This window comes from Sphingobacterium sp. MYb388 (assembly GCF_037479535.1).
Classification (GTDB): Bacteria; Bacteroidota; Bacteroidia; order Sphingobacteriales; family Sphingobacteriaceae; genus Sphingobacterium; species Sphingobacterium anhuiense.
In genome coordinates this window covers 43,227-68,204 of the sequence record NZ_JBBGYV010000007.1, presented here as the reverse complement: position 1 = coordinate 68,204, position 24,978 = coordinate 43,227, and the positions used below count along the sequence as shown (strand labels likewise).

General features: G+C 37.1%; 26 protein-coding genes. 16 read left to right on the top strand and 10 right to left on the bottom strand.

Annotated elements, in window-relative coordinates; translation table 11 throughout:
• The first annotated feature begins 129 nt into the window (after positions 1 to 129).
• From WH188_RS19585 to WH188_RS19575, 3 genes are all read left to right on the top strand, one after another.
• Positions 130 to 1,209 carry a baeRF3 domain-containing protein gene (locus WH188_RS19585; protein WP_339424555.1) on the top strand — a complete coding sequence of 360 codons (1,080 nt, stop codon included), beginning with the start codon at positions 130 to 132 and terminating at the stop codon, positions 1,207 to 1,209.
• Between the two features lie 224 nt (positions 1,210 to 1,433).
• On the top strand, positions 1,434 to 2,282 hold the full coding sequence (locus tag WH188_RS19580) for a sialate O-acetylesterase (protein WP_339424554.1): 849 nt from the start codon (positions 1,434 to 1,436) through the stop codon (positions 2,280 to 2,282).
• A gap of 111 nt (positions 2,283 to 2,393) precedes the next feature.
• Positions 2,394 to 2,933, top strand: coding sequence for a GNAT family N-acetyltransferase (locus tag WH188_RS19575; RefSeq protein WP_339424553.1), 540 nt, complete (start codon positions 2,394 to 2,396; stop codon positions 2,931 to 2,933).
• Positions 2,934 to 2,995: 62 nt separating this feature from the next.
• Here the strand turns inward: WH188_RS19575 and WH188_RS19570 are convergent, their stop codons facing one another.
• The 3 genes from WH188_RS19570 to WH188_RS19560 all read right to left on the bottom strand — a co-directional run bounded on the left by WH188_RS19570 (position 2,996) and on the right by WH188_RS19560 (position 5,307).
• Positions 2,996 to 3,673, bottom strand: coding sequence for a tetratricopeptide repeat protein (locus tag WH188_RS19570; protein ID WP_339424552.1), 678 nt, complete (start codon positions 3,671 to 3,673; stop codon positions 2,996 to 2,998).
• A gap of 99 nt (positions 3,674 to 3,772) precedes the next feature.
• Positions 3,773 to 4,801 carry a serine hydrolase domain-containing protein gene (locus WH188_RS19565; RefSeq protein WP_339424551.1) on the bottom strand — a complete coding sequence of 343 codons (1,029 nt, stop codon included), beginning with the start codon at positions 4,799 to 4,801 and terminating at the stop codon, positions 3,773 to 3,775.
• 59 nt (positions 4,802 to 4,860) lie between these two features.
• The gene (locus WH188_RS19560; RefSeq protein WP_339424550.1) at positions 4,861 to 5,307 is read right to left on the bottom strand and encodes a nuclear transport factor 2 family protein; all 447 of its coding nucleotides are present in this window, start codon (positions 5,305 to 5,307) and stop codon (positions 4,861 to 4,863) included.
• Positions 5,308 to 5,716: 409 nt separating this feature from the next.
• Here WH188_RS19560 and WH188_RS19555 point away from each other — a divergent pair, with 409 nt between their 5' ends.
• Together WH188_RS19555 and WH188_RS19550 are read left to right on the top strand one after the other, a co-directional pair.
• A complete protein-coding gene (locus WH188_RS19555; protein ID WP_132767578.1) occupies positions 5,717 to 6,046 on the top strand; it encodes a DUF6122 family protein in 330 nt (109 codons plus the stop codon).
• 190 nt (positions 6,047 to 6,236) lie between these two features.
• Positions 6,237 to 7,292 carry a serine hydrolase domain-containing protein gene (locus tag WH188_RS19550; RefSeq protein ID WP_339424549.1) on the top strand — a complete coding sequence of 352 codons (1,056 nt, stop codon included), beginning with the start codon at positions 6,237 to 6,239 and terminating at the stop codon, positions 7,290 to 7,292.
• Positions 7,293 to 7,638: 346 nt separating this feature from the next.
• On the opposite strand, the gene WH188_RS19545 is transcribed toward WH188_RS19550, so the two are convergent.
• Entirely contained in the window at positions 7,639 to 10,335 is a 2,697-nt protein-coding gene (locus tag WH188_RS19545) for an alpha-L-rhamnosidase (RefSeq protein ID WP_339424548.1), read from the bottom strand.
• A gap of 352 nt (positions 10,336 to 10,687) precedes the next feature.
• Positions 10,688 to 11,137: a hypothetical protein gene (locus WH188_RS19540; RefSeq protein ID WP_339424547.1), complete on the bottom strand. Its 450-nt coding sequence runs from the start codon at positions 11,135 to 11,137 to the stop codon at positions 10,688 to 10,690.
• A 207-nt stretch (positions 11,138 to 11,344) separates the two neighbouring features.
• On the opposite strand from WH188_RS19540, the gene WH188_RS19535 reads away from it, so the two are divergent.
• Complete coding sequence (locus WH188_RS19535; protein ID WP_339424546.1) at positions 11,345 to 11,953, top strand: hypothetical protein; 609 nt, start codon at positions 11,345 to 11,347, stop codon at positions 11,951 to 11,953.
• 174 nt (positions 11,954 to 12,127) lie between these two features.
• Positions 12,128 to 12,319: a hypothetical protein gene (locus WH188_RS19530; protein ID WP_084825366.1), complete on the top strand. Its 192-nt coding sequence runs from the start codon at positions 12,128 to 12,130 to the stop codon at positions 12,317 to 12,319.
• A gap of 483 nt (positions 12,320 to 12,802) precedes the next feature.
• Here the strand turns inward: WH188_RS19530 and WH188_RS19525 are convergent, their stop codons facing one another.
• On the bottom strand, positions 12,803 to 13,513 hold the full coding sequence (locus WH188_RS19525; RefSeq protein WP_165905813.1) for a type 1 glutamine amidotransferase domain-containing protein: 711 nt from the start codon (positions 13,511 to 13,513) through the stop codon (positions 12,803 to 12,805).
• A gap of 395 nt (positions 13,514 to 13,908) precedes the next feature.
• On the opposite strand from WH188_RS19525, the gene WH188_RS19520 reads away from it, so the two are divergent.
• From WH188_RS19520 to WH188_RS19480, 9 genes are all read left to right on the top strand, one after another.
• Positions 13,909 to 14,280 carry a hypothetical protein gene (locus WH188_RS19520; protein ID WP_132767571.1) on the top strand — a complete coding sequence of 124 codons (372 nt, stop codon included), beginning with the start codon at positions 13,909 to 13,911 and terminating at the stop codon, positions 14,278 to 14,280.
• A 188-nt stretch (positions 14,281 to 14,468) separates the two neighbouring features.
• On the top strand, positions 14,469 to 15,128 hold the full coding sequence (locus tag WH188_RS19515) for an SCO family protein (RefSeq protein WP_207902331.1): 660 nt from the start codon (positions 14,469 to 14,471) through the stop codon (positions 15,126 to 15,128).
• A gap of 30 nt (positions 15,129 to 15,158) precedes the next feature.
• On the top strand, positions 15,159 to 16,004 hold the full coding sequence (locus tag WH188_RS19510) for a FixH family protein (protein WP_132767570.1): 846 nt from the start codon (positions 15,159 to 15,161) through the stop codon (positions 16,002 to 16,004).
• A gap of 42 nt (positions 16,005 to 16,046) precedes the next feature.
• Positions 16,047 to 16,913, top strand: a complete 867-nt coding sequence (locus tag WH188_RS19505) for an MbnP family protein (RefSeq protein ID WP_339424545.1) — start codon at positions 16,047 to 16,049, stop codon at positions 16,911 to 16,913.
• Position 16,914: 1 nt separating this feature from the next.
• Positions 16,915 to 18,012 (top strand): cytochrome-c peroxidase, encoded by a 1,098-nt coding sequence (locus tag WH188_RS19500; protein ID WP_339424544.1) that lies wholly within the window; start codon positions 16,915 to 16,917, stop codon positions 18,010 to 18,012.
• On the top strand, positions 18,009 to 18,890 hold the full coding sequence (locus tag WH188_RS19495) for an MbnP family protein (RefSeq protein ID WP_339424543.1): 882 nt from the start codon (positions 18,009 to 18,011) through the stop codon (positions 18,888 to 18,890). The genes WH188_RS19500 and WH188_RS19495 overlap by 4 nt, the downstream gene beginning before the upstream one ends.
• 3 nt (positions 18,891 to 18,893) lie before the next feature.
• The gene (locus WH188_RS19490; RefSeq protein WP_168126312.1) at positions 18,894 to 19,958 is read left to right on the top strand and encodes a cytochrome-c peroxidase; all 1,065 of its coding nucleotides are present in this window, start codon (positions 18,894 to 18,896) and stop codon (positions 19,956 to 19,958) included.
• Positions 19,959 to 20,088: 130 nt separating this feature from the next.
• The gene (locus WH188_RS19485) at positions 20,089 to 21,054 is read left to right on the top strand and encodes a transporter (RefSeq protein ID WP_339424542.1); all 966 of its coding nucleotides are present in this window, start codon (positions 20,089 to 20,091) and stop codon (positions 21,052 to 21,054) included.
• A gap of 43 nt (positions 21,055 to 21,097) precedes the next feature.
• On the top strand, positions 21,098 to 21,592 hold the full coding sequence (locus tag WH188_RS19480) for a c-type cytochrome (RefSeq protein ID WP_339424541.1): 495 nt from the start codon (positions 21,098 to 21,100) through the stop codon (positions 21,590 to 21,592).
• Positions 21,593 to 21,703: 111 nt separating this feature from the next.
• Here WH188_RS19480 and WH188_RS19475 read toward each other — a convergent pair whose 3' ends face one another.
• From WH188_RS19475 to WH188_RS19460, 4 genes are all read right to left on the bottom strand, one after another.
• A complete protein-coding gene (locus WH188_RS19475; protein ID WP_339424540.1) occupies positions 21,704 to 22,573 on the bottom strand; it encodes a helix-turn-helix domain-containing protein in 870 nt (289 codons plus the stop codon).
• 31 nt (positions 22,574 to 22,604) lie between these two features.
• A complete protein-coding gene (locus WH188_RS19470; protein ID WP_108160931.1) occupies positions 22,605 to 22,985 on the bottom strand; it encodes a hypothetical protein in 381 nt (126 codons plus the stop codon).
• A 144-nt stretch (positions 22,986 to 23,129) separates the two neighbouring features.
• On the bottom strand, positions 23,130 to 23,504 hold the full coding sequence (locus WH188_RS19465; RefSeq protein ID WP_132767560.1) for a hypothetical protein: 375 nt from the start codon (positions 23,502 to 23,504) through the stop codon (positions 23,130 to 23,132).
• Between the two features lie 138 nt (positions 23,505 to 23,642).
• Positions 23,643 to 24,752: a hypothetical protein gene (locus WH188_RS19460; RefSeq protein WP_132767558.1), complete on the bottom strand. Its 1,110-nt coding sequence runs from the start codon at positions 24,750 to 24,752 to the stop codon at positions 23,643 to 23,645.
• Between the last annotated feature and the right edge of the window lie 226 nt (positions 24,753 to 24,978).

Genomic DNA, 24,978 nt, shown 5'->3' with positions numbered 1-24,978 from the left:
TTTCAAGCTTTGAAATGTGATTATTGTACCCTGATTTCTTTGATATTAAACATTTTTTAACTATCTTAACAAAACACTCAACAATTATCAGTTTCAAATTAAATTTCTGATAAATAAAATGTAAAAGTTATGATATTAAAAGAACAATTACAGAAAATCGCCAATGTAAAAAGTAATCCTTGTGTAACCATCTCGCTGAATACGCATCGTACTCACCCGGATAACCTCACAGATGCAGTTTCCTTGAAGAATTTACTTAAAGAAGCCGAAGATAGATTAACAACAACGTTTGATAAAAAAACAATAGCCCCCCTATTGGAAAAAATACAAACGATAACGACGCAGATCGATCTCAATTATAATCTGGACAGTCTCCATATTTTTCTCTCTAATGATACCGAAGAAATAATAAAATCAGCATGGGAAACAAGTCGTGAAGGCGTACATATCTCCGAAAGATTCGCTGTTCGCTCACTTATCAAATCCTATAATAGAAGTACAAACTATTTGCTGATGTTACTATCACAAAGTGGTGTACAAATTTATGAAGCCGTAAATGATAGCATAGTTACTGAAATAAAGAATGATGACTTTCCCTTTCCGGAGAATACGCTTCAGGTGGCCAACGCAGATCAAGCCAGTAATGCCCGGAAAGTAGATAATATGGTGCGTGAATATTTAAATACCGTCGATAAGGCATTCGTAAAACTGCATCACGATACCGGATTGGCTTGTGTGGTCATCAGTACAGAAGATAATTATGTCAAATTACAAGAAGTAGCTGATATACCAGTTGCCTATATTGGACATGCTCCAATAAATTATAATCACGTTGCTCCTCATGAAATTGTAAAGCAATCTTGGGAGATTATTGAAACATTACAAAAGCAGCAACGTACCGACGCCATCAGTCAGATGAAAGAAGCCGTAGGAACAGGTAAAGTACTGACGGATTTGCAAGAAATCTATCAAGCTTCCCTGGATGGTCGCGGGGAACTTCTAATTATTAATAATGATTTTTCGCAGCCTGTAGTCATGACAGACGAAAGAACATTTGATCTCGTTGACGATGCGAACCAAGAAGATGCCATAGATGATATTGTTAGCAATATCGCTTGGGAAGTACTGTCTAAAAAAGGTCGCGTTGTATTTACAACTCAGACCGACCTAGCTGATTTAGGTGAGATCGCATTGCAAGTCAGGTATTAATAAGTGAGAACTATTAATACGATGTAAACAATTAACGAGGTGCGGGATAATATATTCCGCACCTTTTATTTTACTTTCAAAACCTTTTTTAAGACATGCATCAGTTCAGTTCCTTGCAATTACTTTAGCATCTTTATCGATTAAAAAATTCATCGCTATTACATTTATGTCGTATTTTTCCTATAGGTTTGATATTATAATAAGGAATAATTGAATACAGTCAAATGATACAGTCTTTTTTACTCATTGGCCAATCAAATATGGCAGGCCGAGGTTACTTAAATGATGTACCTCAGATATTAAATGAAAATATTAAAGTTTTACGGAATGGCAGGTGGCAGATCATGTTTGAACCTATCCATAATGACCGCTCTACCGCAGGGGTTGGCCTTAGTTCTTCATTCGCAGCCTCATGGCAAGCGCACAACAAAGAACTTGAAATTGGACTCATCCCCTGTGCAGATGGCGGCACAAGCCTAGATGACTGGTCTATTGGAGGTGCACTTTTTGATCATGCAGTTGCGCAGGCCAAGTTAGCGATGCGCAGCAGCCAATTAGCAGGCATACTCTGGCATCAGGGCGAGAACGATAGTTTTGCCCACACTGCGGCACATTATGCTGATAAATTTGAAAAAATAATAACTGAATTACGCTCACAATTGGACGCTCCGCATCTGCCTTTGATTATTGGTGAGATTGGAAACTTCTTAACAAACGGGCTTTATGGCCAATATTTTACAAGCTACCCCAAAGTCAATGAAGAATTGTTAAAGTATGCACAATCACACGCACATTGTTATTATGTAACAGCCAAAAATTTGACTGCAAATGAAGATCAGCTTCATTTCGATGCAAAATCTCAAAGAATATTAGGGGTTCGATATTATGAGGCTTTTGCCAAATTACAGCACATTACCACACCATTCTTAAATGAAAAAGCACGAGTAGAAGATCTATATACAAGACCTATGACTGAAAATGAAAATAAGCTGCTATTGCAACACAGATTTGGTTCAGGAGAGATTTCTCAAGAAGAATTTTTAGTAAAAATGAAAGCTCTTGGTATTTCATAAGTAGCATAAAAAATAATAACGTTTGATTTTATCATAACAAAATAAGTTTTCCAATACATGTATTAAATAAGAAATTCTAAAAAGCCCTTTTTAATCATTTAAACAGAACATATGCTGAACTTAAATTTTACAGATTTTCCAACGCTGCATACAGGACGGTTAACATTAAAAAAAATACTCAGGAAGAATTATAACTTCATTCATAAACTACATTCCGATCCAGTTACAAACAATTTTGTTGGCCGGGACAATGCGACGACTTTAAAACAGGCAGTCAAATACATTGAAAGAATCAATGGAATGGTAAAAAAGAAAGAATGTCTGTACTGGGTGATCACTTTAAGTAACAATGATACTTTAATCGGTTCGGTCTGTTGCTGGAACTTTGATCATGAATCTGATATGGTCGAGATTGGTTATGAAATGTTACCAGAATTTCAGGGAAAAGGCTATATGAAAGAGGCTTTACAGGCCGTTCTTAGATTCACTTTCAACAATTTGAAGGCAACAGTAATTACTGCATTTCCTTCATCAGATAATAGCAGTTCTGTAGCAATATTGAAAAAGTTAAATTTTGTATTTGAAAACCAGACTTATAACAACAAACACGTAAACATAGAAAATATAGTTACTTACACGTTAAGACCATAATCATAAAAACAGGTTTAAATGCCATAGTCTTAAATTTAATTTCCTGACTATGGCATTCAAGATTATAACGTTTCTAAGATTTTACGGGCTTTTTCATTTTTAGTATTGATTTCAAGTACTTTTCGGTAGTTCTGCTTTGCTTTTTCTTTCTGTCCGTCTTTGAGATAAGCCTCAGCTAAACTATCGTAGACATTTTCACTCTCTGGATACAAGATCGTGTTGATGCTAAAAACAGCAATAGCCTGAGCATTTTTTTTCTGATGGAGGAGTTCATATCCTGTACCATTCAGAAAGCCTTCTGAAAGCTGCTCATGTTGGCTATCCTCTTGTTTTGCCTTTTGATATGCCTTTACACCTTTTTCAAAATGACCTTCTAAAATTAATGCTAAGGGTACAATTTCATCGCTGCCGATCTGAGGACTTTTAGATCGAACAGTTTTATCAGCTAAAGTCTGTACAAGTTCTTTTTTACCAGAACTTGAATCCATATCAAAACTCACCTTGAAATTCCAGTCTCGCATAGCGAATGTATTTTCCCCAACTTTGATAAGTTCCACCGGAGCATCCACATTGCGAACTGTCATCAGTTTACCATTTTCTTTATAGACTTTGATAAAACCATATTTTTCAAACTTGTAGTTCCCTAAATGAGCATTTAAATCTTGCGGACTTAACGGCAGAATTTGATTAGTTGGTGCAATATAATTGGGCCAATGGTAGACTAATGCAACGGATCTCACGAGCTCATTGATAAACAGTGGTTTGTTGGTGTTTGTAAGAATCACAACTCCGTCACCGCTTGTTTTACTTCCAATAAAACCACTACTAAATCCCTCATTCTAACCACCATGGGTCACATAAACCTCTCCGTTGTAATTTTCTAGAAAAATGCCCAAACCTATAAAAGGTTCAATAAACGGACTCGTAAATTCTTCTGCCATTTTTTTGGAAATTACCCTACTGCTTTTGCCACTAAGTGTATTTTGAATATCGATGACAAACTTAGCATAATCTTCGGCTGTAGACCACAGACCCGCAGCAGCCTGCTCCGGATAAATATGGTATCGTCCCTCCACTTTACGTCCATCGACACCATAGGCTGTAGCTGTGAACTGTGCTTGTGCTGCTGGAAGTGGCTGTGCAAAACTGCTGTTGTGCATAGCAAGAGGGAGGAGCACTTTTTCACGCATAATAGTCGTAAAATCTTTCCCCTCGAGGTCCGAAAGCATCTGTTGCATCACCGTATATCCACCACCTGAATATCGAAAATTAGCCCCCGGAAGCTTATCAACAAAAACTGCAGGGGTATTGGAAGGTTTTATGCCATTCAACACTTGAACAGCAGTAGGAAGAGGATCACTTACCTTATAACCAGGAAATCCACTTACTGTAAAACCAGCAGTATGGCTCACAATATTTTTTAGTGTAACTTTTTTCGATTTAGTCCATTCATTTTCAGAAACTTTCCATGACTTCAGATATACATTAACATTACTATCAGGGTCTAATTTCCCCTCTTCCACGGCTTTCAAAGCCGCATAAGCGCTTACAGGCTTACTCATCGAAGCTACCTGAAAAAGTGTTTTTGAAGTTACTGGCGTTTTAGAATCAAGATCTGCATAGCCATACGTTTTACTCCAGATAACTTTTGAATCTTTGATAACAGCTATACTCACCCCAGGAACGTTATAAAACTGCATCCGGGAAACGATATCCCAAGAAGCTTCGCCCTCAAAACGGACTGGTGGGATTAATCCAGCTTCGACCTTGGAAATACCTTCCTGAATCGTCATGTGGGTCTGTGCAGAAGCAGTTCCTACCAACATTCCGAGAATAATTGTAAGGGAGAGCGGTTTTATAATCATCATATTTTTTTTGGCTAAAAGTAAAAATTGAACACTGAATTCCTTTATGATTTGCAAATGAATTACTGATATGTAGTAATCGATTGGGAGACTTTCCAGTTACCGCCGTCATTGACCAAAGTTACAAGATCAGTCTTAGTAAATCCTTCAAATTGCATTGCTATTCTCGCTACTTTATAATCAGCGGAATTTTCTACGATTATGGTACTCGTTTTACAGTTCAGTTGATCTCCTTTTTGTTTTTTTAAGAATGAGACGACTTCTGATCGACTATTGGTCCGCCCTTCTTTTGCGTTTATCTTTTGGGTGAAATCTGAAGTAAAAAGTTTTTCCAGCCCTGCTGATTCACCCGCAGTCATAATCGCTACGTAATGGTCGATAGCTAGCGCTGCTGTCGATAGATTGACAACTGTTTTTTTATTCGGTACTTTTGGTTTTGCGGTTGCCATAGTGAAAGTCGATACTACGATCAAGGCTACTGCTACGAATGTGTTTACTAAAGTTTTCATAATGTCTTTATTTTATATTGATGGTTAGTCGTTCTTTTATTGATTCAAAAATAGTTTGTAAATCAATCAAACACGATGACATTTAGACTAAGCTCAGGAAAAACTCGGTGAATACACGGAATTTATAGGTGAGAATATGTACATCAACCTGAATTGCAATTGCGCCAAATAGCGATACTTTCCAAAATTTATACAGGAAACGATTAATGAGGGCGATAATGCTACTGATCACTTCAATAATAATTCTACATTATGTAGGATCAAACGTCATCTTTGGTCGTCCTTCTTCCAGTAAAAAAGACCGATAATCAGGATGTGATTTCCTTCCATATTTTACTTTTTGATCCTTATATTTGCAGAAATTAGAGAGGCCGAAAAACTACATCTATCACTTTATTTTGTTTATTAAATGAATATTGAGACATTACATTACCTACAGACATTCATTCATTATACCTTACATTTTTTAGCTCCAGGATTACTTTCGTATGTGTTTTTTAGAAAACAATGGAAACGTGCCTGGTTAATTATGATTGCTACAATGCTGGTTGATCTCGATCATTTGTTAGCGACTCCAATATTCGCACCAGATCGTTGCAGTATAGGCTTTCATCCACTTCACTCCTATTATGCAATTGCAGTATACTTTATCTTACTCTTTTTTCCTAAAACCCGAATTATTGCGGTTGGTTTACTCTTTCATATGTTAACAGACTGGCAAGACTGTCAATGGCATTGATCAACAAGATCTTAAAAGGTAATTATTAGACAATTACACCATTGATGATCACAGGCAAAACAAAGAGCGCAACTATTAATCATAACATCAAGAGCATACTAAAACCTTTTTTTTAGAACTGATTCGCGTTCATTACCTATTATCGACCGACATTAAAAAATAGACTTTGATATTTATATCCCATAGCTAAATGAAGCCAATTTTAAAACTAATATTTCTTGCAACAACAGTTCTATTGACAAGTTGCCATTCATCAGCACAATTGAAAGACAACTATTCAACAAAAATTGATAGTTTACTGCTAACTAAAAGTCCACGAGATTTTAATGGAGTAGTTTACATTGGACAAAATGGAATAACAAAATATGCAAAAGCATACGGACGAGCTGATTTCAGCAAAGAGATCCCCTTAAAAATTGACGACAAGTTTTCTACCATGTCCATAGCCAAACAATTTACCGCAGCACTTATTTTACAGCAAGTAGAAAAGGGGAAAATTGATTTAAAAAAACCTATTCGTAAATATTTGCCTGATTTGAAATATACTTGGGCGGATACCGTCACCGTCCATCAACTGCTCAACAACACTTCAGGATTATACAGCGACGATATAGACAAACCATTGAAATTTAAACCAGGATCTTCATTCAGTTATTCTAATGTGGGTTATTATGTTGCGGGACTTGTTCTTGAAAAGCAAAGTGGGAAAAGTTTTGAAGCTTTAGTGACAGCACTATTTAAAAATTGTCACATGAACGATAGCTATTATCCAAATGAAATCAATAGCCAATTACTAACAAAAGGACATACCGTGCTACAAGACAGAACTTTTAGACGCAACGAACAATTAAGTTTTGATGCTAGCCATACTTTTGGCAGTCACTTAATTGTTACTGCGCCCGATCTTGCAAAATGGAACGCATGTTTACATCAGGGAAAAGTTCTAAAACCTACCATCTACAAAGTGATGACAAGTTATGTTATAACCAACACACATCAGCTTTTCAGTAAAAATCCTATTGGTTACGGCTATGGTTTGCGAATAAATGATAAAGACAGTATTGCTGAAATTGGCCATACAGGATTTCACCCATCAGAAGGTTTTACGGCGGTTAATTTATACTATCCAAAAACAAAAACCAGTGTTATCATAATGGAAAATGTAGGGAATGAAAATTTTGATATTGCCTATCATTTTGAACAGGAAATCAGAAGAATCATTAAAGAAAGCAATCTTTTGAAATGAAGATGAAACCTAAACTTCATGGCTATTCAAGCGTAAATGTGGGCAATGAAGTATTCATTTTCAAACCTGATAAATACACATTTTATAAATAGCTCCGCAAATTTAAAAACTACTATAATAAATACGCTTACCCAATCATAGATAAGCGTATTTATTCTGAATGACAGAACAGTTTAGAACTTTCAATACGATAAGTAATCACATACCTTTCGACAACAACTCCGCCATACTGCGCTCATAACTTCAATAGCGTTTGGAATAATCAAAACGGTCTTAATTGCTAGTAACAGTACAAGTATCCGGATATAGATTCACAGTAAAAAAGTAACATCCGGTGCATCTCTATCTATAATAGTTGCACTTTTATTTGATGCTTACCGGCCACAAGCTCCACCGCTTGTTGATCTTTTGCATTGCTAGGCGGCGAAAAAGTCGCGGTCGAATTGGCCGGAATCGTTACATCATAAATAACAATATTCATATTCTTTTTCCATTTAGATACAATAGCACCATACGGCGAAACATGTGTAACCTCGGAATGATCCAGTGTTTTCGGAAATATGGGCTTCAGCAGAATATGTTTAAATCCAGGCTGCTCAGGATCTGGTAAAATCCCACCTAAAGATTTAAAAAACCAGCCCCCTATTTCCCCAAACATCATATGGTTATCCGATATATCTCGCTTCGCATCAAGATCCCAATTCTCCAGTAATGTAGTAGCTCCGTTAACGACCCACCATCCCCAAGATGGATAAGAATCTTGAACAGCTACTTTATAAGCAGACTCCTCATAGCCATTATTTTTGAGCGCATTCAGCAGGGCTTTTGCTCCTAATACACCAACATCTAGATGAAAACCGGATTCCTCAACTTTTTTATTCAAATTAAAAGCCACCTTTGTTTTCACATCTTCAGGAACAACATCCCAGTGCAGGGCCATGCTCAATTCAGTCTGCGTTCCACTTCCATAAATTCCTTTAGAAACATTCAGAAACTTTTCATTGATCGCCTTTTTGATTTTCTTACTTAAGCGATCATATTTCTCATAGTCATCCTGTTTTCCAAACATTTTCGCGGCAGCACTTAGAATTGTCGCATCCACATAGAAATAGATGGACGATGTCAATTCTAAATTTGAAGTAGACTTAACAGGTACCCAGTCTCCACGCCCAAAAGTAGTCAACGCTTCCGGACTGATACGGTCCACATAATCGACATAATTCTTAATATTCTGGTAGGAATCTTCCAAAAGCCTGTTATCGCCATAAAACATATATACCTGCCATGGAATAATTGCGATTGTACTGGTCCAGTCCAGCCCGTTTGCATCACCATATCCCCAGCCACCTGTTGGAATAATATCTGGTAAAACACCATTGGGCTGTTGTTCGTCACGGTGATCGGCAATCCATTTTTCATAGACAGTAATTCCATCAAAATTATAAAATGCTGTTTCGATTGCCAGATGGCCATCACCTGTCCAGCCATTCTTTTCCCTTTGCGGACAATCCGTAGGATACCCCATCAGATTGGATAAATACGCATTATTAGTAACCTTCCAAAGATCATTGACCAACTTTAACGACGTCTTAACCTCACCCTTTGCAGCCACATCACTATGGACAAAATAAGACGTAATATTCAGATCTTTTAAGTCCAATGGTTCACTACTGGACACCTCTACATAACGGAACCCCTTATAGTTAAACTTTGGCATGAACTCATCCTGCTTTTTGCCACTCAGTATTAAAATATCCGTTTGAAAAGGATCAGTCTCTTTGTCACCTCTAAAATAAACATCAATATTAGATTGATCCAGACGCCCATCTTGATGTAATCGTTCCCCGTGTTTAATCTTTAATACCGTTCCTGCTGTCCCACTTGCCTTCACTTTAGTGATGCCTGACATATTCTGCCCCAGGTCAAAAACGTAGGTTTTATCATCTATTTTTTTAACGCTTTTGGGCGTAAAAGTATTTACCATACGGATTGGAACCGTCTGTTGCGCCACAATCAAATCAGCAGGTGCACTGCGATACCGCACACCATTCCATTTTGAATCATCAAAATCCGCTTCATCCCATCCTTTCTGCTCCAATCTCGCATCATAATGTTCACCGGTGTAGATGCTATTGAATATAATCGGTCCTGAAGAAGTTTTCCAATCGCGCTCTGATGAGATTGTCTCTTCCGTCCCATCGGTATATACAATACGTAAATCCATGCAAAATGTAGGACGGTTGCGCCACGGCGCATTGTTGAAATCCCAAACAGCAAGTGACTGATGGTTGTACCAACCATTTCCAAGTATCACTCCGATTGCATTATTTCCACTTTTAATCTGCGCAGTCACATCATGGACAACATACAACAGCCTTTTATCAAAGCGTGTATACATAGGATCGAGGATGTTTTTCCCAACTTTAGCTCCATTTAAGGAAAGCTCATAAAGACCTGCTGCCGCAATGTAAGCCCGAGCATACTTAACCGTTTTATTCGTTGTAAACTTTTTACGAAAATATGGTGCGGGTTTATCATTTTCGTTGGCATGATCACTAATCCATGCACCTTTCCAGTTGAACCTTGACATCATGCCCGTTTCAAAAGAAGCAACGTCCGAACTACTTGGTCTTCCATCCTTATCCCATACTGTAACTTTCCAGAAATATCGTGTCAGTGCATGAAGATCTTTACCCGCATAACGGACAAGAATATTCTCTTTCATCAGTTTGCCCGTATCCCAGATATTTCCTTTATTATTGACGATTGACAATGAGTCAGTTCCCACTATAACTTGATAGGCCACTTGCTTAGCCCCCTGCCGATCGTCTTTCAGCATCCAGGTAAATCTGGGTTGCCCCACATCAATACCCAATGGATTGACCAGATGCTCACATTGAAGTGCGATAGGTTCAAAGTCAGCTCCCTTTTTCTGACCATAAAGATTGCAGGAAGCACATAAGCCCACCAGCAATAGTATATTTTTCATTCTTGATTTATTGTTATTCATCTTTTCAATATGCGTATGACTTGTATGCATCATTGGCTTAGGTTTATCAATTTTTCAGATTAGCTATAGGAACGCGCGTTCCAAGACATCAACCTCAAAAAGATTATGCTAGCAAATTATAATTAGACGTAGATAAAACGGGTTCCAAATAGTATGCAAACAGACCAAATATAACCATTATTGATACAATAACTGTCCCGTACCAACCTGCTCCTGCACGTTAACAACACAAATATTTGATTTTGGATATTATAGATCCAAAAAACACACAATCTATAGATGATCAATTATTAATAACTTGAATTCAACAATATCTACAAAAAGTAACGCATCGTTGATCGTAACATCTTCAATATATCACAATAACGCCACACCTATATCACTTTCAGTAAAACGCAGATACCATGAAATACTGCAATAACTTTAAATACTTGATCGCGTTATAATTATTCCATTGTGCTTCAGACGATCCATCGTTATAAACTATTTTTAGATTTAAATCATAATCATAATATATTTTTAGGCTCATCACAGCATTATAGTCAATGCTATTTCCCGCCCTTATTTTCGTAAAAAAGCTTATCAGTTTGTGATTCTCATAAGATGCATCATCCTCAACAATTCGATCAATATTTCTAGAAGCTTCAGAACTGGGATCAGATCCATAAGTGCCCCTCAAGAAAAAATTAAGTATTTCAACTCCTTCATCAAGTTTTGTGCTCGCTATCGTTTTCTCCTGCTGATCATATGCTAGCATGAACAACAAACTGAATAAAATAATCAATGCATGATTAGCGATTTTTCCAAGAGTAGAGTCAATAAATTGAATAATCATTTTTAATTTATATTTTTCATGAATCTCAATGCCAACTATTCTACCAAAAACATATTTTACTCATTAACAGGTTATTGAAGAATGATAAGAACAACAGGTTAACCATAATCGGACACTACCTGTTCACAATCGAACAATCTAATCAATGACCCATATTTATATTATGAAAATTCTTTAATTTTATCATCTCCCTTTAAAAGAATTTTTATGAAAGTATACCTTCTGCCGTTTTTATTCGTTCTATTCGCTTGCCAAAATAAAATTGAGAAGCAAACCGGTATAAATGAAAACATTAAAAAAAACTCATTTAACCATATCTCTTTAGAAAAAGATTATGAAGAGATATTACTTGCTATACTGACCTATGATTCTTCATACCATGAATTAATGAAAACTAATAAACCCCAAGCATTTATCAATAATCAATTTATCAAAATTTCAATTGATACACTTAATGATGAATTACCACCATCGCCAAATGGTGTAACAATTAATGAATTACTTACAGTAATAGGTAATACTGCTCTAGATTCTATCGGATATTTTAATCAAACAAACAATTTAAATACGGTTTTTGTACCAAAGGAAATTGCTACTGTATATAAAGTATTGGACGGTAATAAATTAAAAATGCCAGAATATTATTTTTCAAGATATGATTTCCACATACCTATCTTATCACATAATGGAAAAAAAGCCTTTGTATCCCTAGATTACAATTGCGGGCCTCTTTGTGGAGGAGGATCAAATTTTATCCTTAACAAAATTAAAGATAAATGGATCGTCGTTAAACATAACGCTACATGGATTTCTTAATATTTCATCAAGGAAATAAAATCTAATTGTCCACATTGGGCATAATCAATTAAAATGCAACAAAATTTGAAATTAACCTTGAAATATATTACCTTTAGTATGAAACCAAAAGCGGGTTTAGGGCTGTACTTAAAGGCTTTATCACGCATAATTATAAATCATTAATTACAAACAATGGATAATTTAAAAAATTATAAGTTCGGTGTATTCTATTATAACCCTTCAGACCCTCGTCTATTAGTACCTAAAACACGCTCGAGTATACACGGATACACATTGAATTTTGCAAAACCCATCAGTTCTGTCATATTGGGCATATTCATCTTCCCTGCTGTAGCACTTCTTTACCTAATTTTCAGAAGCTAACTATTTTAAAATATCAATTAAGAGCATAAGCACTTTCCAAAACAATAAGATGCGATTAAAACGCTTTAGAAAGGCTTGAATGAAAGTTATTATAGTGATTTACGACAGAATTTTTCATTAAAACTGCGGGGACAACATTGATAATTTTAATAAAATAAACGAAGCTTTATGTAAAAAAAGTTAGGGGAACGAATAAATATATGAAACAGTGTTCGCTATTATTTTCATAAAAAAGGTTCAATCACCTCGATTGAACCTTTAGAACTTTAAGTATTGGAAAAATAAAAGCTCCCAAAATTTAGAGAATAAAAATATCTTTGGCTTCAGCGGCTGCGGAATATTTTTCTTCAAGTAATTGTTTAAGTAAAAGCAGTTTCTGTATTACCCGTGATACAATTACTGCATTGAAAAAAAACTACAGAATAATAACGTTCTAACTGACACAGCATCCCTTTCATCCCTAATCTTATCATTTCTTAATGATTAAATATCTTTAGGACTTATCTCTTGAAGCACTTCAATCAATTTCGTCGCTGTTGGACCAGCGGATAGTGGGTTCTGCCCGGTAACCAAGTTTCCATCGCGCACCACATGCGGTACAAAAGGTACCGGAGCCGAGCTGAATGAAGCTCCCAATTCTCTTAATCTGGATTCTAATTTAAAAGGGATATAATCACTTCGCATCACGAGATTTTCCTCCATATTGGTAAAAGCAGTCACGTGCTTACCAACCAAGAAATCAGGATCTGTTTGTGCAAGGGCGACTAAAGCCGCAGGACCATGACACACAGCCCCGATCGGTTTATGCTCTTTGATAAAGTCCGTCAGTAAACGTGACACCTCAGGATGTCGAGCCAGATCCCATAAAGGACCATGCCCTCCTGGAATAAAAACACCATCAAAGGCAGAAGATTGAACGCTTTCCAGTTGAACGGTATTCTTAAATCTTTGCTGTGCGTTTTCATCATCCAGAAACTTACGGTTATCACTAGTCAAGTGTTCGGTTAACTTACTCATCGGATCAAGAGGTGGTTCACCTCCCAATGGACTGGCCAAAAGAACTTGATATCCGGCCTCTTCAAATTTATAATATGGTTCTGTCATTTCACCTAACCACACCCCAGTTTTACTATCTGTCCCATCCATTCTATCATGGGAGCTCAATATCATGAGTATATTCCGTTTATTTTCCATTTTAAAAATCCTTTAAGTAAACATGGATGACAATAGACAGAGATAACAATTCGAACAAAGCAAAGTTTGCAGGCATACTACCCGATCTAGGACAATAAATACCTCAAATATCACTTAATGAACATCTGCACAACAGTAGGATTTTCATTCCATCACAGTTTACTTTAACCAAAGATCACCCAACACGGTGCAAGACCCATTGTCATGTATTTGATAATATACAATACCTGACAAAAAAATTAACTACTCACAAAGCACCTTTTGTGCATTCTAGAATAGTTTCAAAAAGAACTGCTGATACAACCCAAAGTTGTCCCGAAACACAACATAATGTGCACGAAAATCAAAACTACATTAGATTATAGGGCGGTATATTTGTTGAAAATTTCACTGATTTGAAACAATTGACCATATTCTTACTCCTGCTAACGTTCTTATTCCAGACGTTTAGTAGAATAGGTATGCTCGTTGATTACAAATTAAACACAAAAGAATACCTCAAATCGTGTGAAAACATTGATAAACCTACCATGCATTGTAAAGGTCAATGTGTACTCATGAAAAAGCTGAAGAAGCAGGCTGAAAAAGAAGCAAAACAAGCAACCGTTAACTTAGAGCAGTTAGCTTCTATTCATCATCTTGACACCTTCGAATTTCCGAAAAATAATCGCATTGCACGACGTATTACCAAGCACTATCCACAAGATATGAGCTATACTTTCCTTTTTGCAGAAACAATCTTCCACCCACCCCTCTTTTCCATCTAGCTGCAAAAAACAAGTGACATCATCTGTCATTTGAGTCTTTTCATTTTTCACATTAATTGATACCTATATAGGCTCCAGTACAAGCTATTCATTATTTTGAATAGATACGCTGTATCGTATTCATTTTGAGCAATAGCTATTGCACAGATTAGCCATATAAAAAATCATTAGTCATAACACGAAGATAAATGTTATCAAAATATAAACATACACTTCTTGGCTGTGCATCTATTGCGCTGTTCATGGGTATGGTAGGATGCGCATCATCTAGCCAAAATAAAGAACTGCCCATTTTAGGGGAGAAAGAAATCATTTCCACTTCAAAAGATGGTATTACACAAAGTGATACAAGCTATCATCGTATACCCCAATTTCGTTTTGTGGATCAAGATAGTAACTGGATCAGCAATGAAGATTTAAAAGGTAAAATATATCTTGCCGATTTCTTTTTCACTCGCTGCCCTACCATCTGTCCGATCATGTCCAAACACATGCTTGAGGTAGCCAAACATTTTCAGAACGAGCCACGTTTTGCCATCCTTTCGCATACCATAGATCCAGATCATGATACGCCATCGGTTTTAAAAACCTATGCTCAAAAACTGGGCGCACCAGACCTATGGAAATTTGTCAATGGCCCAAAAGCAACAGTATATGACATTGCGGGAGCCGCAGGTTATTTCTCATTTGCCACAGAAAGCCCAGATGCACCAGGTGGTTTTGATCATAGTGGTGTATTTACACTCGTAGATGGAAAAGGGCATATAAGAGGTGTCTACAGTGGTATTGAGATGGACTCCGTAAAAGTTGCCATACAAGATATTCAACAATTATTGGATCAGCGATAACCTATTTCAACAACATTAATAAAAACAATTATGAAGCGTATAATAAAAATAACCATCCTTTACATCACATTAATTCTAGTACAGACATCTTTCTACGGCTGCAATAATATGACGAAATCAACTGCAACACAGTCAGAAAATAAACATGCTTCAAATAGCATAGATCTTTCCAATATGATCATGCTTGGAGACACAACCTTTGCAGGTCATCAAGTATCACTCTGGACACCAGATAGTCTAACCAATAAATTTGAAAGCCTATACTTGAGATTAGAAGATGGAAAAGGAAATCCAATAAATGACCAAGAAGTAAATTACGAAATCACAATGGATATGGGAATGATGTCCCATGGTGGACCTTATGACGCTCTAGTCAACAAAGGAAACGGCATTTTTCAAGCTGATATGGTATTTATCATGGCCAATATGAAGGATATGGGGAGAGGATGGCTATTCAAAACTTTACTCAAAGGAAAAGATAAAACAGATACCTTGACTTTTGCCCTCCCAGTACAACAAGCGACTATACCCCGCACTATAGCTACAGGAACAACGACAGATGATCGCGTATTCGTATCCTGTTTAATTCCTAATGAGGTCGAGTCAGGTAAGCACAATATCGAATTTGCCTTACACAAAATGGACAAAGAGACCTTTACCAATCTAGATGGATATACCATAGCAGTAGAACCTTTTATGCCTGCTATGAAACATGGCTCTCCAGAGAATAAAGATGCTGAAAGCAAAGGAAATGGCCGTTATTCCGGCTTAGTCAATTTCACGATGTCTGGAGACTGGGTTATCAAAGTTAAGCTTTTGAAAAATGGGGAAACAGTATCACAAGATAGTTTGGTCTATCCTATCAAAATCAAATAATAAATCACAAAAATTTAACAAAACAAATTATAACATAATAAAATGAAAAACTATTCAAAAAAAGGAGCATTTAGCCTATTTTCTTGCATCCTATTATTGACAGCATGTGAAAAAGAAACAATTGTTCAAACTTCAGTTGATTCTGGCCCAGGAAGTACAACATTGGTTTTTGATGCACGATATGGTGACGCTGACTTCCAATTGAACAAAGTATACGATTTCAAACTCAGCAATGCTACTGGTCAGTTTGATCTAAAATATGAGTTCAGCCAGCTTCGTTATTGGGTCAGCAACGTTCGTTTAGTCAATGCTGCTGGCGAAGAATTCAAAGTGCCCGAATCCTATTATCTCATCGAGGAAAATGTTGAAATTCCAGTACAGGAGGGATCATTTGACAAAAAATATCCTGCAAATAAAAGAGAACAGGTGCAGATAGGTTCTATACCAGCAGGTGATTATACTGCTATAAAATTTGCTGTCGGAGTAGATTCAAAATACAACGATAATTTAACCCTACGTGCTGGCGAATTATCCTCCTTAAATGGTATGGCTTTTGAAAATTGGATGTGGTTCACCAGTTATAAGTTTTTTGTGGTAAATGGAAAAATGACCTGGGTAAAAGCAGCTCCGGAAGCTCCTGCTTCACAAACATTCTTTTGGGACTTCGCTTCAAACAATCTCTATACGGAGAAAGAAATTAAACTAGATAAAGCGATCACTATTAATGCGCAGATGAAATCAAATATCAACTTAGAATTGGATGTCAAAAAAGTAATCGATATCGAAAACCCATGGTCCAACAGATTGATCAGCGCATCCAAAAAGGAGCTCATGACACAGTTAAAAGACAATCTGCTTACCAAGGCCATCACATTAAAAAGCACAAGTTCGACTGCTATAGCAAAATAGTATGATGATAGGCAAAGGACTAAAAGTAGGAGTTTTCACAAGCATCGTATTAAGCTTGTGCACGATCTCATGTCGTAAAGTACAAGTGGACACTCCGCTACCGGATCAAACTCCTACTCCTTTGATGCTAAAAGTCCCGGCCCATTTTCCGGCACCAACAAAGATGCTCGACAACCCCCTGACGGTTGAAGGAGTAAATCTAGGTCGTCATCTTTTTTATGACCCCTTGTTATCTGCAAATATGCAGGTAAGCTGTGCAAGCTGTCATCATCAAGAACGAGCATTTGCAGATGGAGTGGCACTTACGGCTGCAGGTGTATCAGGAAAAACACTTGAGCGGCATTCTCCGACATTGATTAATCTAGCATGGGCTGATCAAGGATTTTTCTGGGACGGTGGTGCAACAAATCTAGAATCACAGGCCTTTGGACCGCTTACGCATGCTGACGAAATGGGAATGTCCTTAGTCACTTTGGCCAACCGGCTGATAGCTAGTGAATTTTACGTCAACTTATTTCAGCAAGCTTTTGCTGAAAAACCATCAGCACAAGGTGCCGCAAAAGCATTGGCGCAATTCCAGCGAACCTTGATATCGAGCAATTCGCGTTATGACAGTTATCGAAGTGGGCAAGATTTGAAAGCCCTTTCCGAAGGGGAACTACGTGGAATGCATCTTGTAAAACAAAAATGTGGGACATGCCATAGTGGAGAACTGTTCACAGACAATGCTTTCCATAATAACGGTATTGATGATGACTTTACCGATGACTCCAACGAATGGATACATCGCGGACGTTATCGCATATCTTTTAATCCGATAGATCTGGGTGCCTTTAAAACACCAACTCTAAGAAACGTAACACGCTCTGCACCCTATATGCACGATGGAAGATTCAAATCACTTGATCAGGTGTTGCAGCGCTACAGATCTGGTATTAAGCATAGTCCGGTCACAGACCGACTTCTTTACGATCAAAATGAAAATCCTGGCATAGCCATGAGCGATAAAGAAATGACAGAAATAAAATCATTTCTAGAAGCATTGACAGACGATATATTTTTAAATGAAATAACTTTTTCTAATCCAAATAAGAAATGAAAAAAGACAAAACCAATGTAGGCAGTAGAACCGTTCTTACAGCGATGATAATCCTGCTATTAACAATAACAGGAGCATGCAGCAAAACTGAAGCACCTACCCCCGATGAAGAAAAAACTGGACAATTCTCTATCGAATTTGACAATATAATGGGCGAAGAAACTTTGAGTTTCGAACCCCGAGTTTATAAAAATGCAAAGGGAGAATCCTTTAGAATTAAATTGTTGCAATATTTCATCAGCAATATCAAGCTCTATAAAGCAGATGGCAGTAGTTATACAGTACCTCAGGATGACAGTTATTTTTTAGTAAACGCAGCCGATCGTACCACACGTTTCACCAAAGTAAAAGTGCCCGAAGGAAACTATGAAAAAGTTGAATTTGTCATCGGTGTAGACAGTGCAAGAAGTTCGATGCCTGTAGAAAAACGGACTGGCGTACTATCATTTAATCCAGAAGAAGGTCACGAAGGTGGAGGTATGTACTGGGGATGGAACAGCGGTTATATCTTCTTTAAAATGGAAGGTTACTGCGATTTGATCTCCGACAATCAACAGGGAGATCCCACCGGAAATAAACAGTTCAAATATCATATCGGTGGATTTGGAGGTTACAATGCCCCCACCTTGAACAATATCAAGACAATTACCGTAGATCTAAAAACTGCAGGAACAGCACAAGTGAGAGAAGGGTTACGCAGTAACGTCCACCTATTTGTCGATATCATGAAAATATTCAATGGTCCACACACATTCAGTATTGTGGAGCATCCCAATGTCATGTTCAGTGAATACAGTGTGAATATTGCTAACAATTTCCCGCATTTTTTCACACATGATCATACCGAAAATTTTGTGAAAAGTGAAGATGAATTATAACTGATGAAAAAAATATTTGTGCTAATTGGAATTGTTGCCCTCGTATGGGCATGCAAAAAAGGTGAAGACTCAATTCCTGACCTCTTCACAGGCTTCTTGAAACCAAGTAATTTTCCTGAGCCTACTTATAATTTTTCTAGAAACATGATTACAAAAGAAGGCTTTGAATTGGGCAAGCGTCTTTTTTACGAACCGCGCTTATCCCGTAACAATACCGTTGCCTGTGGCAGTTGCCACATCCAGTCTGCAGCATTTACCCATCATGGTCACGATGTGAGTCACGGTATTGACGATCGGCTAGGCATACGCAATCCTATGCCTATTATGAACATGGCCTGGCAAAAAGAATTCTTTTGGGACGGAGGCGTCTTTGATTTAGATCTTGCAGCAGTCAACGCGATCACAAATCCTGTTGAAATGGATGAAACAGTACCCAATGTGCTTAGAAAATTAAGAGCACATCCTGATTATCCTGCGCTATTTAAAAAAGCCTTTGGGACAGATGAAATAACCGATGCACGCTTTTTCAAAGCCCTATCGCAATATATGTTAATGGCTGTAAGCAACAATGCTAAATACGATCATGTGATGCGCAAAGAAGCAGGATACGCCTTTACTGAACAAGAACAAAAAGGCTATCTTTTTTACCAAAAAAACTGTTCATCCTGCCACAACGAGCCCCTGTTTACCGATAGAAGCTACCGTAATAATGGACTTTCTCCTAATCGGGCTAACGACACCGGTCGAGATTCTGTGACCTTAAATCCCGCCGATAGATATAAATTTAAAGTCCCTAGCCTTCGTAATATTTCCTATACCGCACCTTACATGCACGATGGGCGTTTCCTGACCTTAAATCGGGTTATTGAACATTACCGGACAGGAATGGTCGATTCCCCTACCCTTGACCCCGTTTTTAGACAAGCGGATGGATCGTTAGGTATAAAAATGAGCGATACTGAAAAAGATAATCTGATTGCATTTTTAAAAACTTTAGATGACCGGGATTTCTTGACCAATAAGCTATTGGCAGAACCCGAAATAAATTCGGGCTTTGTTGTCAATTGATCATCTGATTTTCAAGCAGCATTGGTGCTCTTCTTACGTTCCTATATCGGATTTTAACATGTAGATCAACAGTAAGCACAGATGACAAGCATATACAATTTTCGACATATTATCATAAAAACAGCGACAAATGAATACATACAAACACCTTAAAAAAAATACGATATACGGTCTATTGACCGTATTAGCATGCGGACTGATGATCCCTATCTCAAAAGCATGTGATATCTGTGGATGTGGTGTCGGCAGTTATTACATTGGTATTTTACCAGACTTCAACAAACGCTTTATTGGGCTTCGCTATCAACATAAATCGCTTCTCACACACTTAGGACCTACCGGCAATCGCACGCCTATTACCGCCGATGAAACTTATCAAAGCATGGAAATGTGGGGTGCATGGAATATCGGTCAGCGGTGGCGGGTAATGGCAATTTTGCCCTATAACTTCAACACGCGTACCATAAAAGGCAGCGGAGAGCAGGGGAAGAAAAATGGAATGGGTGATGTCGTAGCAATGGGCTATTTCAAAATATTTGAAGAAGCGAAAGGCACCGCATCCAACAAAATGCTCGTCCACTCGCTATGGATAGGCGCAGGTGTAAAAGCACCTACGGGCAAGTACGATGCAAGCGAACGCAGTAATGCGGCTCAGGACTCACCAAATAACTTTCAATTGGGTACCGCCAGTACAGACTTTATGTTCAATCTTGCCTATGATGTAAGGCTGATGGATCTAGGTCTGAATGTCAATACCACATACAAATTGAACACCGAAAACAAATACGATTACAGATACGCCAATAAATTCACTGCCAATGCACTCGCATATTATAAATTTAATATACGCGATCAGGTACGTATAGCACCTAATGCTGGTGTCACTTATGAGACACAGCCAAAAGATGTAGTCTTTGGAAAATATGATGTCGCACAGTCTGGCGGAAACTCCACCACAGGAATTATAGGTATAGAAGTCAATATCGGAAAAATATCATTCGGCGGTAACTATCAATCCCCTTTAAGCCAAAATCTTGCTGGCGGGCGTGTAGAAGCTGGCGATCGGTTTCTTACCCATTTGTCCTACAGCTTTTAAAAAAGCAAAAAGATTGTCTTAAACTCTAAAAAAATAACATACTATGAAATCTATTAGCTCCATATCCATACTCGTATCATGCTGTATATTCAGCATGGTTGCATGTAATGCTAACAACTCTGCAGACTCAGATGCAAAAAAAACCGAACCTGCTGTTGAAGAACCCACTCCAGTAACGCTTCAAGTAAATGATTTTCTAAAAGAAGGAAATAAAGGTGTAGGCGGCATCACGAGTTTTGAACACAAACCATTCGATCAAAAATTAGCCGATGAGGGCAATAAATTATTCATTGTCAAGTGTACGATGTGTCATGAAATCAAGGAAGATAAAATAGGTCCAGCACTTTATGGCGTCACAAAAAAAAGAACGCCAGAATGGATGATGAACATGATCTTGACCCCTGATAAGATGCTAGCAGAAGATGCAGATGCAATAGCACTCAGCAAAACTTACGATGGAGCAATGGCGGCTCTAGGGTTAAACCCTCAAGAAGCAATCGCAATTCTGGAATACCTGAGACAAGAAGATTCGAAATAGAAAGAAATTTCACATCCGACATCATTAAAAAAGCTGGCGGTAAGAATTGATAAAAACAAAAAAAGGGATGAAATATTGATCAATTTCATCCCTTTCTGTTCTGCAAAATGGTTACTGCTTTTTCCTAAATTCTTCAGGACTCACACCATATTTCTTTTTAAAGAAAGTAATAAAATAGGATACATTTTCAAAACCAAGTTCAAAAGAGATTTCCGAAATATTCTTATAGGTATGAATGAGGAGGCGTTCAGCCTCCATCAGTACGCGCTCCCTTATCAGTTGGCCAGCAGATATCCCTCTCCTTTCCTGACACAAACGATTGAGATAATTCGTGGAAATAAAAAGCTGATCAGCATAGAATGAAGGCAAGCGCTCATGCGCAAATTGCTCGCTGATCAAGCGTTCAAAAGAGATCACCTTCTCCTCTTTTTCATTTTTTGGTATTTCAGTTCCTTCAATATTGACATTGCGGCTGAGTGTTCCCAAAAAAATATTTAAGTAGGAACGCAGTATATTTTTAGCGTCAGGATGGCTAAATAAATATTCGCGATGCATTGTTTCTAAAATCATAGGCCAACCTAACTGCTGTTCAACAGCAACATTGTGGGCTTGCATCTTTTGCGTTTTTAAAAATGAAAAATGATGCAGTACATTATCGTTGTACCGTTGCGTAAAAAAATGCTCTTCAAATAAAATAACCCAACCGTCTTTTTGATCATTTTCTGTCAACAAACTCAATACTGTACTAGGACTGAAAAACATAACCTGTTGTTGCTGTAATTGACAGTTATACTTGTCAATATTCAACGTAATAAGTCCTGATGTTAAATAAATAACCGTATAAAATGTTCTTCGATTTGGTAGATGCAGATTTTGAAGACAACTATAGTCATCTTTTAGATTGTATACAATTAAGCCAATATGATCTGGATCAATATTGTTTAATGATATTGTGTTAATATTTTCTGTTTTTATAACCATAATTAATGTAATTGCAAAGTGAGATAATCGACTATACAAAAAACAAAATGGGTGGCTTGAAAATAAATCTATCCGTCCCCTCCAATACAAGATAGCGCTGAAAAAACAAATGTGCAGCACGTAAATCAGTAAAGTCTTCGTCAGACTTCAGTAAAAAACAGGTCAAAGGAAGATAAATATTCAGATCGATCTGCTTCGCTTTAGGAGCAGGATCTTGCTGGTCTCTTTCCTTTTCCAACTGCTTATCGATATAACAGAATCCACTGCAGGTCACTGCCGGCTCAAACCGATTAATGCATAATTGGGTTGTAATATAATCCTTATTGAGCTCAAAACCCATACAGATCCAGGTACAGCTCGTTGCTTGTATGAAAATGGCTAAGACAAGAAGTATCGATAATTTAGCGCGCATTAAAAACTTAATAAATAATAGCGTTCTACAGTCTTGAATATTAATTATCAAGCACGAGAAATTCAAAATAAATAAGGGTATAGCTATCGGTTTATTTCAAAATGAGATAGCGAAATAAATAGTCAGAAAGACTAGATGAGGATATTAGCAGCTAGGTGGTCGCAAAATACGATTAATACGATTAAAAGTATAATGAGAATGGCGCATATCAAAATTTGTATTTGTCGTATGATCGACAAAAATCGCAGGCATATTAAGCACGGTAGATGGTATTAAAACAAAGGCTTGCGCTTCCTTTATTTTATTTTCTATATTTTTCTTTTCATCTTCTCGCGCTTTTTTCATTTTCTTCATCAATACACATGTGCCCTTGCAATGCAACTGAGGAGCATCTCTATTTTCACAGAGATATTGCGCTATATAATCACGATTGATATAAAAAGCACTTACAACCACGACTCCCCAGCATGCCTGAAACAGCATGAGGACAGATAGGAAATATAAAAGTACTCTTTTCATAAAGTTCAAATATACGCTATTTTTAAGCAATTTAGAAACATCTTGACTTAAATCGCAGTACTTTTTTCATGTACTTCAGTAGATGTTTAAAATCTATATAGCCTACTTCTGAGGCTATATAGATCCTGATCTACGTTGTTAATTATCGGACAGAATTTGCATCACTAAATTAAAATCTGTACTAAGCATTACTCCTTCTGGAGATTTACTTTCAATAATCAACTTATATGTTCCCTCGTTTAAAGAACTGTTTTTCTTTACCTGAATGATTCCAGAAGTTTCATCAATAGAAAAAATAGCATTACTATCATTAAAACCATTATCATTTAGAGTGATGGCTTTAATGCTAAATTTGCCTTTAAACCGTCCAGGATTTACCACCGGGGCATCAGATTTAAAAGAATTACCCAAAGGGATAACAAAACGGTTGTAAATGATCGTTAAGTCAAAGTCCTGATAATAGATCCCATAAAACAGTTTAGGTTCTGGCAATATCGATAATTTAAGATCTCTTTCTGCCAATTTATAACCGTTTTTGAAAAGTATTGGTCTCAAAGTATATACCCATTCTTTCTTTTTATTCGGATCACCAGCTTTATCAGATACCACAATCTGATTATTGACGATATTGACATGCTGATCTTTATTGCCGTATGAAGGATCAAATTGAAAAATTGCACCTTCCATATTGAAGTTATCCACTACCAGATCAAATGTATTTTGGGGATCGTTGTACAGGCAATATGGAGTCAGTACCACTGTGGCATTTGGTTCATTTTTTAAATAAAGCTGAGCAGGGTTTACAACCAGATTAATTTTTTTTGAAAACCCCTTTAAACCATTTTCAGTTTTAGAAGTAATGATAATAGGGTAATTTTCTGGGATCGTATTCTGAAATTCGGATGAAAACGTATTGTTTGGATATAATTTACCAGAATAAATAAACATCCTTGAATGCTCACGATCAAATTTAATTGACTGCTTTACAAGATCCAACAAAGAGTGATCCTTATCGACCTGTTGACCAGGATGGTCGACAGTTATTTCCAAAGAAATATCATCGGCGCTATATTCTTCAGGAAGTTGATAAGAAAGGGTGTCACCATAGGTTACGGAAACGCCATCCGGTATAGGTAATGGAGGTAGATAACCATTGACTATCGTATCCTTAGTACAGGATATCGCGACTAAACAGAATAGCGTCATTACTCCTAATTTTAATAGCGATAACGTTTTAAGATTGCACATTTTTTTTCAATTAAAAAATAAAAAATAGTTGATTTACGTAAATCAGATTCAATCGCAAAATTAGACGCTTTTGGAGTATATAGATTTCGGTTTTCGTGCACATAGTTTTATTATTCAAATCGATGTATAGATTGATCAAAAACACATGGAAATAGTCTGTATAAATAGATCATTTAAATAAATAAAACGGCAATTTTCCAACGTATCGATGGTACTTGACAACCAT

Bases quoted from the DNA above. Each gene is read 5' to 3' on its own strand.
- WH188_RS19465 (WP_132767560.1), bottom strand. From the start codon at position 23,504: ATGAAAAGAGTACTTTTATATTTCCTATCTGTCCTCATGCTGTTTCAG.
- WH188_RS19470 (WP_108160931.1), bottom strand. From the start codon at position 22,985: ATGCGCGCTAAATTATCGATACTTCTTGTCTTAGCCATTTTCATACAA.
- WH188_RS19475 (WP_339424540.1), bottom strand. From the start codon at position 22,573: ATGGTTATAAAAACAGAAAATATTAACACAATATCATTAAACAATATT.
- WH188_RS19565 (WP_339424551.1), bottom strand. From the start codon at position 4,801: ATGATGATTATAAAACCGCTCTCCCTTACAATTATTCTCGGAATGTTG.
- WH188_RS19460 (WP_132767558.1), bottom strand. From the start codon at position 24,752: ATGTGCAATCTTAAAACGTTATCGCTATTAAAATTAGGAGTAATGACG.
- WH188_RS19585 (WP_339424555.1), top strand. From the start codon at position 130: ATGATATTAAAAGAACAATTACAGAAAATCGCCAATGTAAAAAGTAAT.
- WH188_RS19580 (WP_339424554.1), top strand. From the start codon at position 1,434: ATGATACAGTCTTTTTTACTCATTGGCCAATCAAATATGGCAGGCCGA.
- WH188_RS19555 (WP_132767578.1), top strand. From the start codon at position 5,717: ATGAATATTGAGACATTACATTACCTACAGACATTCATTCATTATACC.
- WH188_RS19525 (WP_165905813.1), bottom strand. From the start codon at position 13,513: ATGGAAAATAAACGGAATATACTCATGATATTGAGCTCCCATGATAGA.
- WH188_RS19500 (WP_339424544.1), top strand. From the start codon at position 16,915: ATGATGATAGGCAAAGGACTAAAAGTAGGAGTTTTCACAAGCATCGTA.
- WH188_RS19505 (WP_339424545.1), top strand. From the start codon at position 16,047: ATGAAAAACTATTCAAAAAAAGGAGCATTTAGCCTATTTTCTTGCATC.
- WH188_RS19540 (WP_339424547.1), bottom strand. From the start codon at position 11,137: ATGATTATTCAATTTATTGACTCTACTCTTGGAAAAATCGCTAATCAT.
- WH188_RS19495 (WP_339424543.1), top strand. From the start codon at position 18,009: ATGAAAAAAGACAAAACCAATGTAGGCAGTAGAACCGTTCTTACAGCG.
- WH188_RS19575 (WP_339424553.1), top strand. From the start codon at position 2,394: ATGCTGAACTTAAATTTTACAGATTTTCCAACGCTGCATACAGGACGG.
- WH188_RS19545 (WP_339424548.1), bottom strand. From the start codon at position 10,335: ATGATGCATACAAGTCATACGCATATTGAAAAGATGAATAACAATAAA.
- WH188_RS19535 (WP_339424546.1), top strand. From the start codon at position 11,345: ATGAAAGTATACCTTCTGCCGTTTTTATTCGTTCTATTCGCTTGCCAA.
- WH188_RS19510 (WP_132767570.1), top strand. From the start codon at position 15,159: ATGAAGCGTATAATAAAAATAACCATCCTTTACATCACATTAATTCTA.
- WH188_RS19515 (WP_207902331.1), top strand. From the start codon at position 14,469: ATGTTATCAAAATATAAACATACACTTCTTGGCTGTGCATCTATTGCG.
- WH188_RS19490 (WP_168126312.1), top strand. From the start codon at position 18,894: ATGAAAAAAATATTTGTGCTAATTGGAATTGTTGCCCTCGTATGGGCA.
- WH188_RS19560 (WP_339424550.1), bottom strand. From the start codon at position 5,307: ATGAAAACTTTAGTAAACACATTCGTAGCAGTAGCCTTGATCGTAGTA.
- WH188_RS19485 (WP_339424542.1), top strand. From the start codon at position 20,089: ATGAATACATACAAACACCTTAAAAAAAATACGATATACGGTCTATTG.
- WH188_RS19480 (WP_339424541.1), top strand. From the start codon at position 21,098: ATGAAATCTATTAGCTCCATATCCATACTCGTATCATGCTGTATATTC.
- WH188_RS19550 (WP_339424549.1), top strand. From the start codon at position 6,237: ATGAAGCCAATTTTAAAACTAATATTTCTTGCAACAACAGTTCTATTG.
- WH188_RS19530 (WP_084825366.1), top strand. From the start codon at position 12,128: ATGGATAATTTAAAAAATTATAAGTTCGGTGTATTCTATTATAACCCT.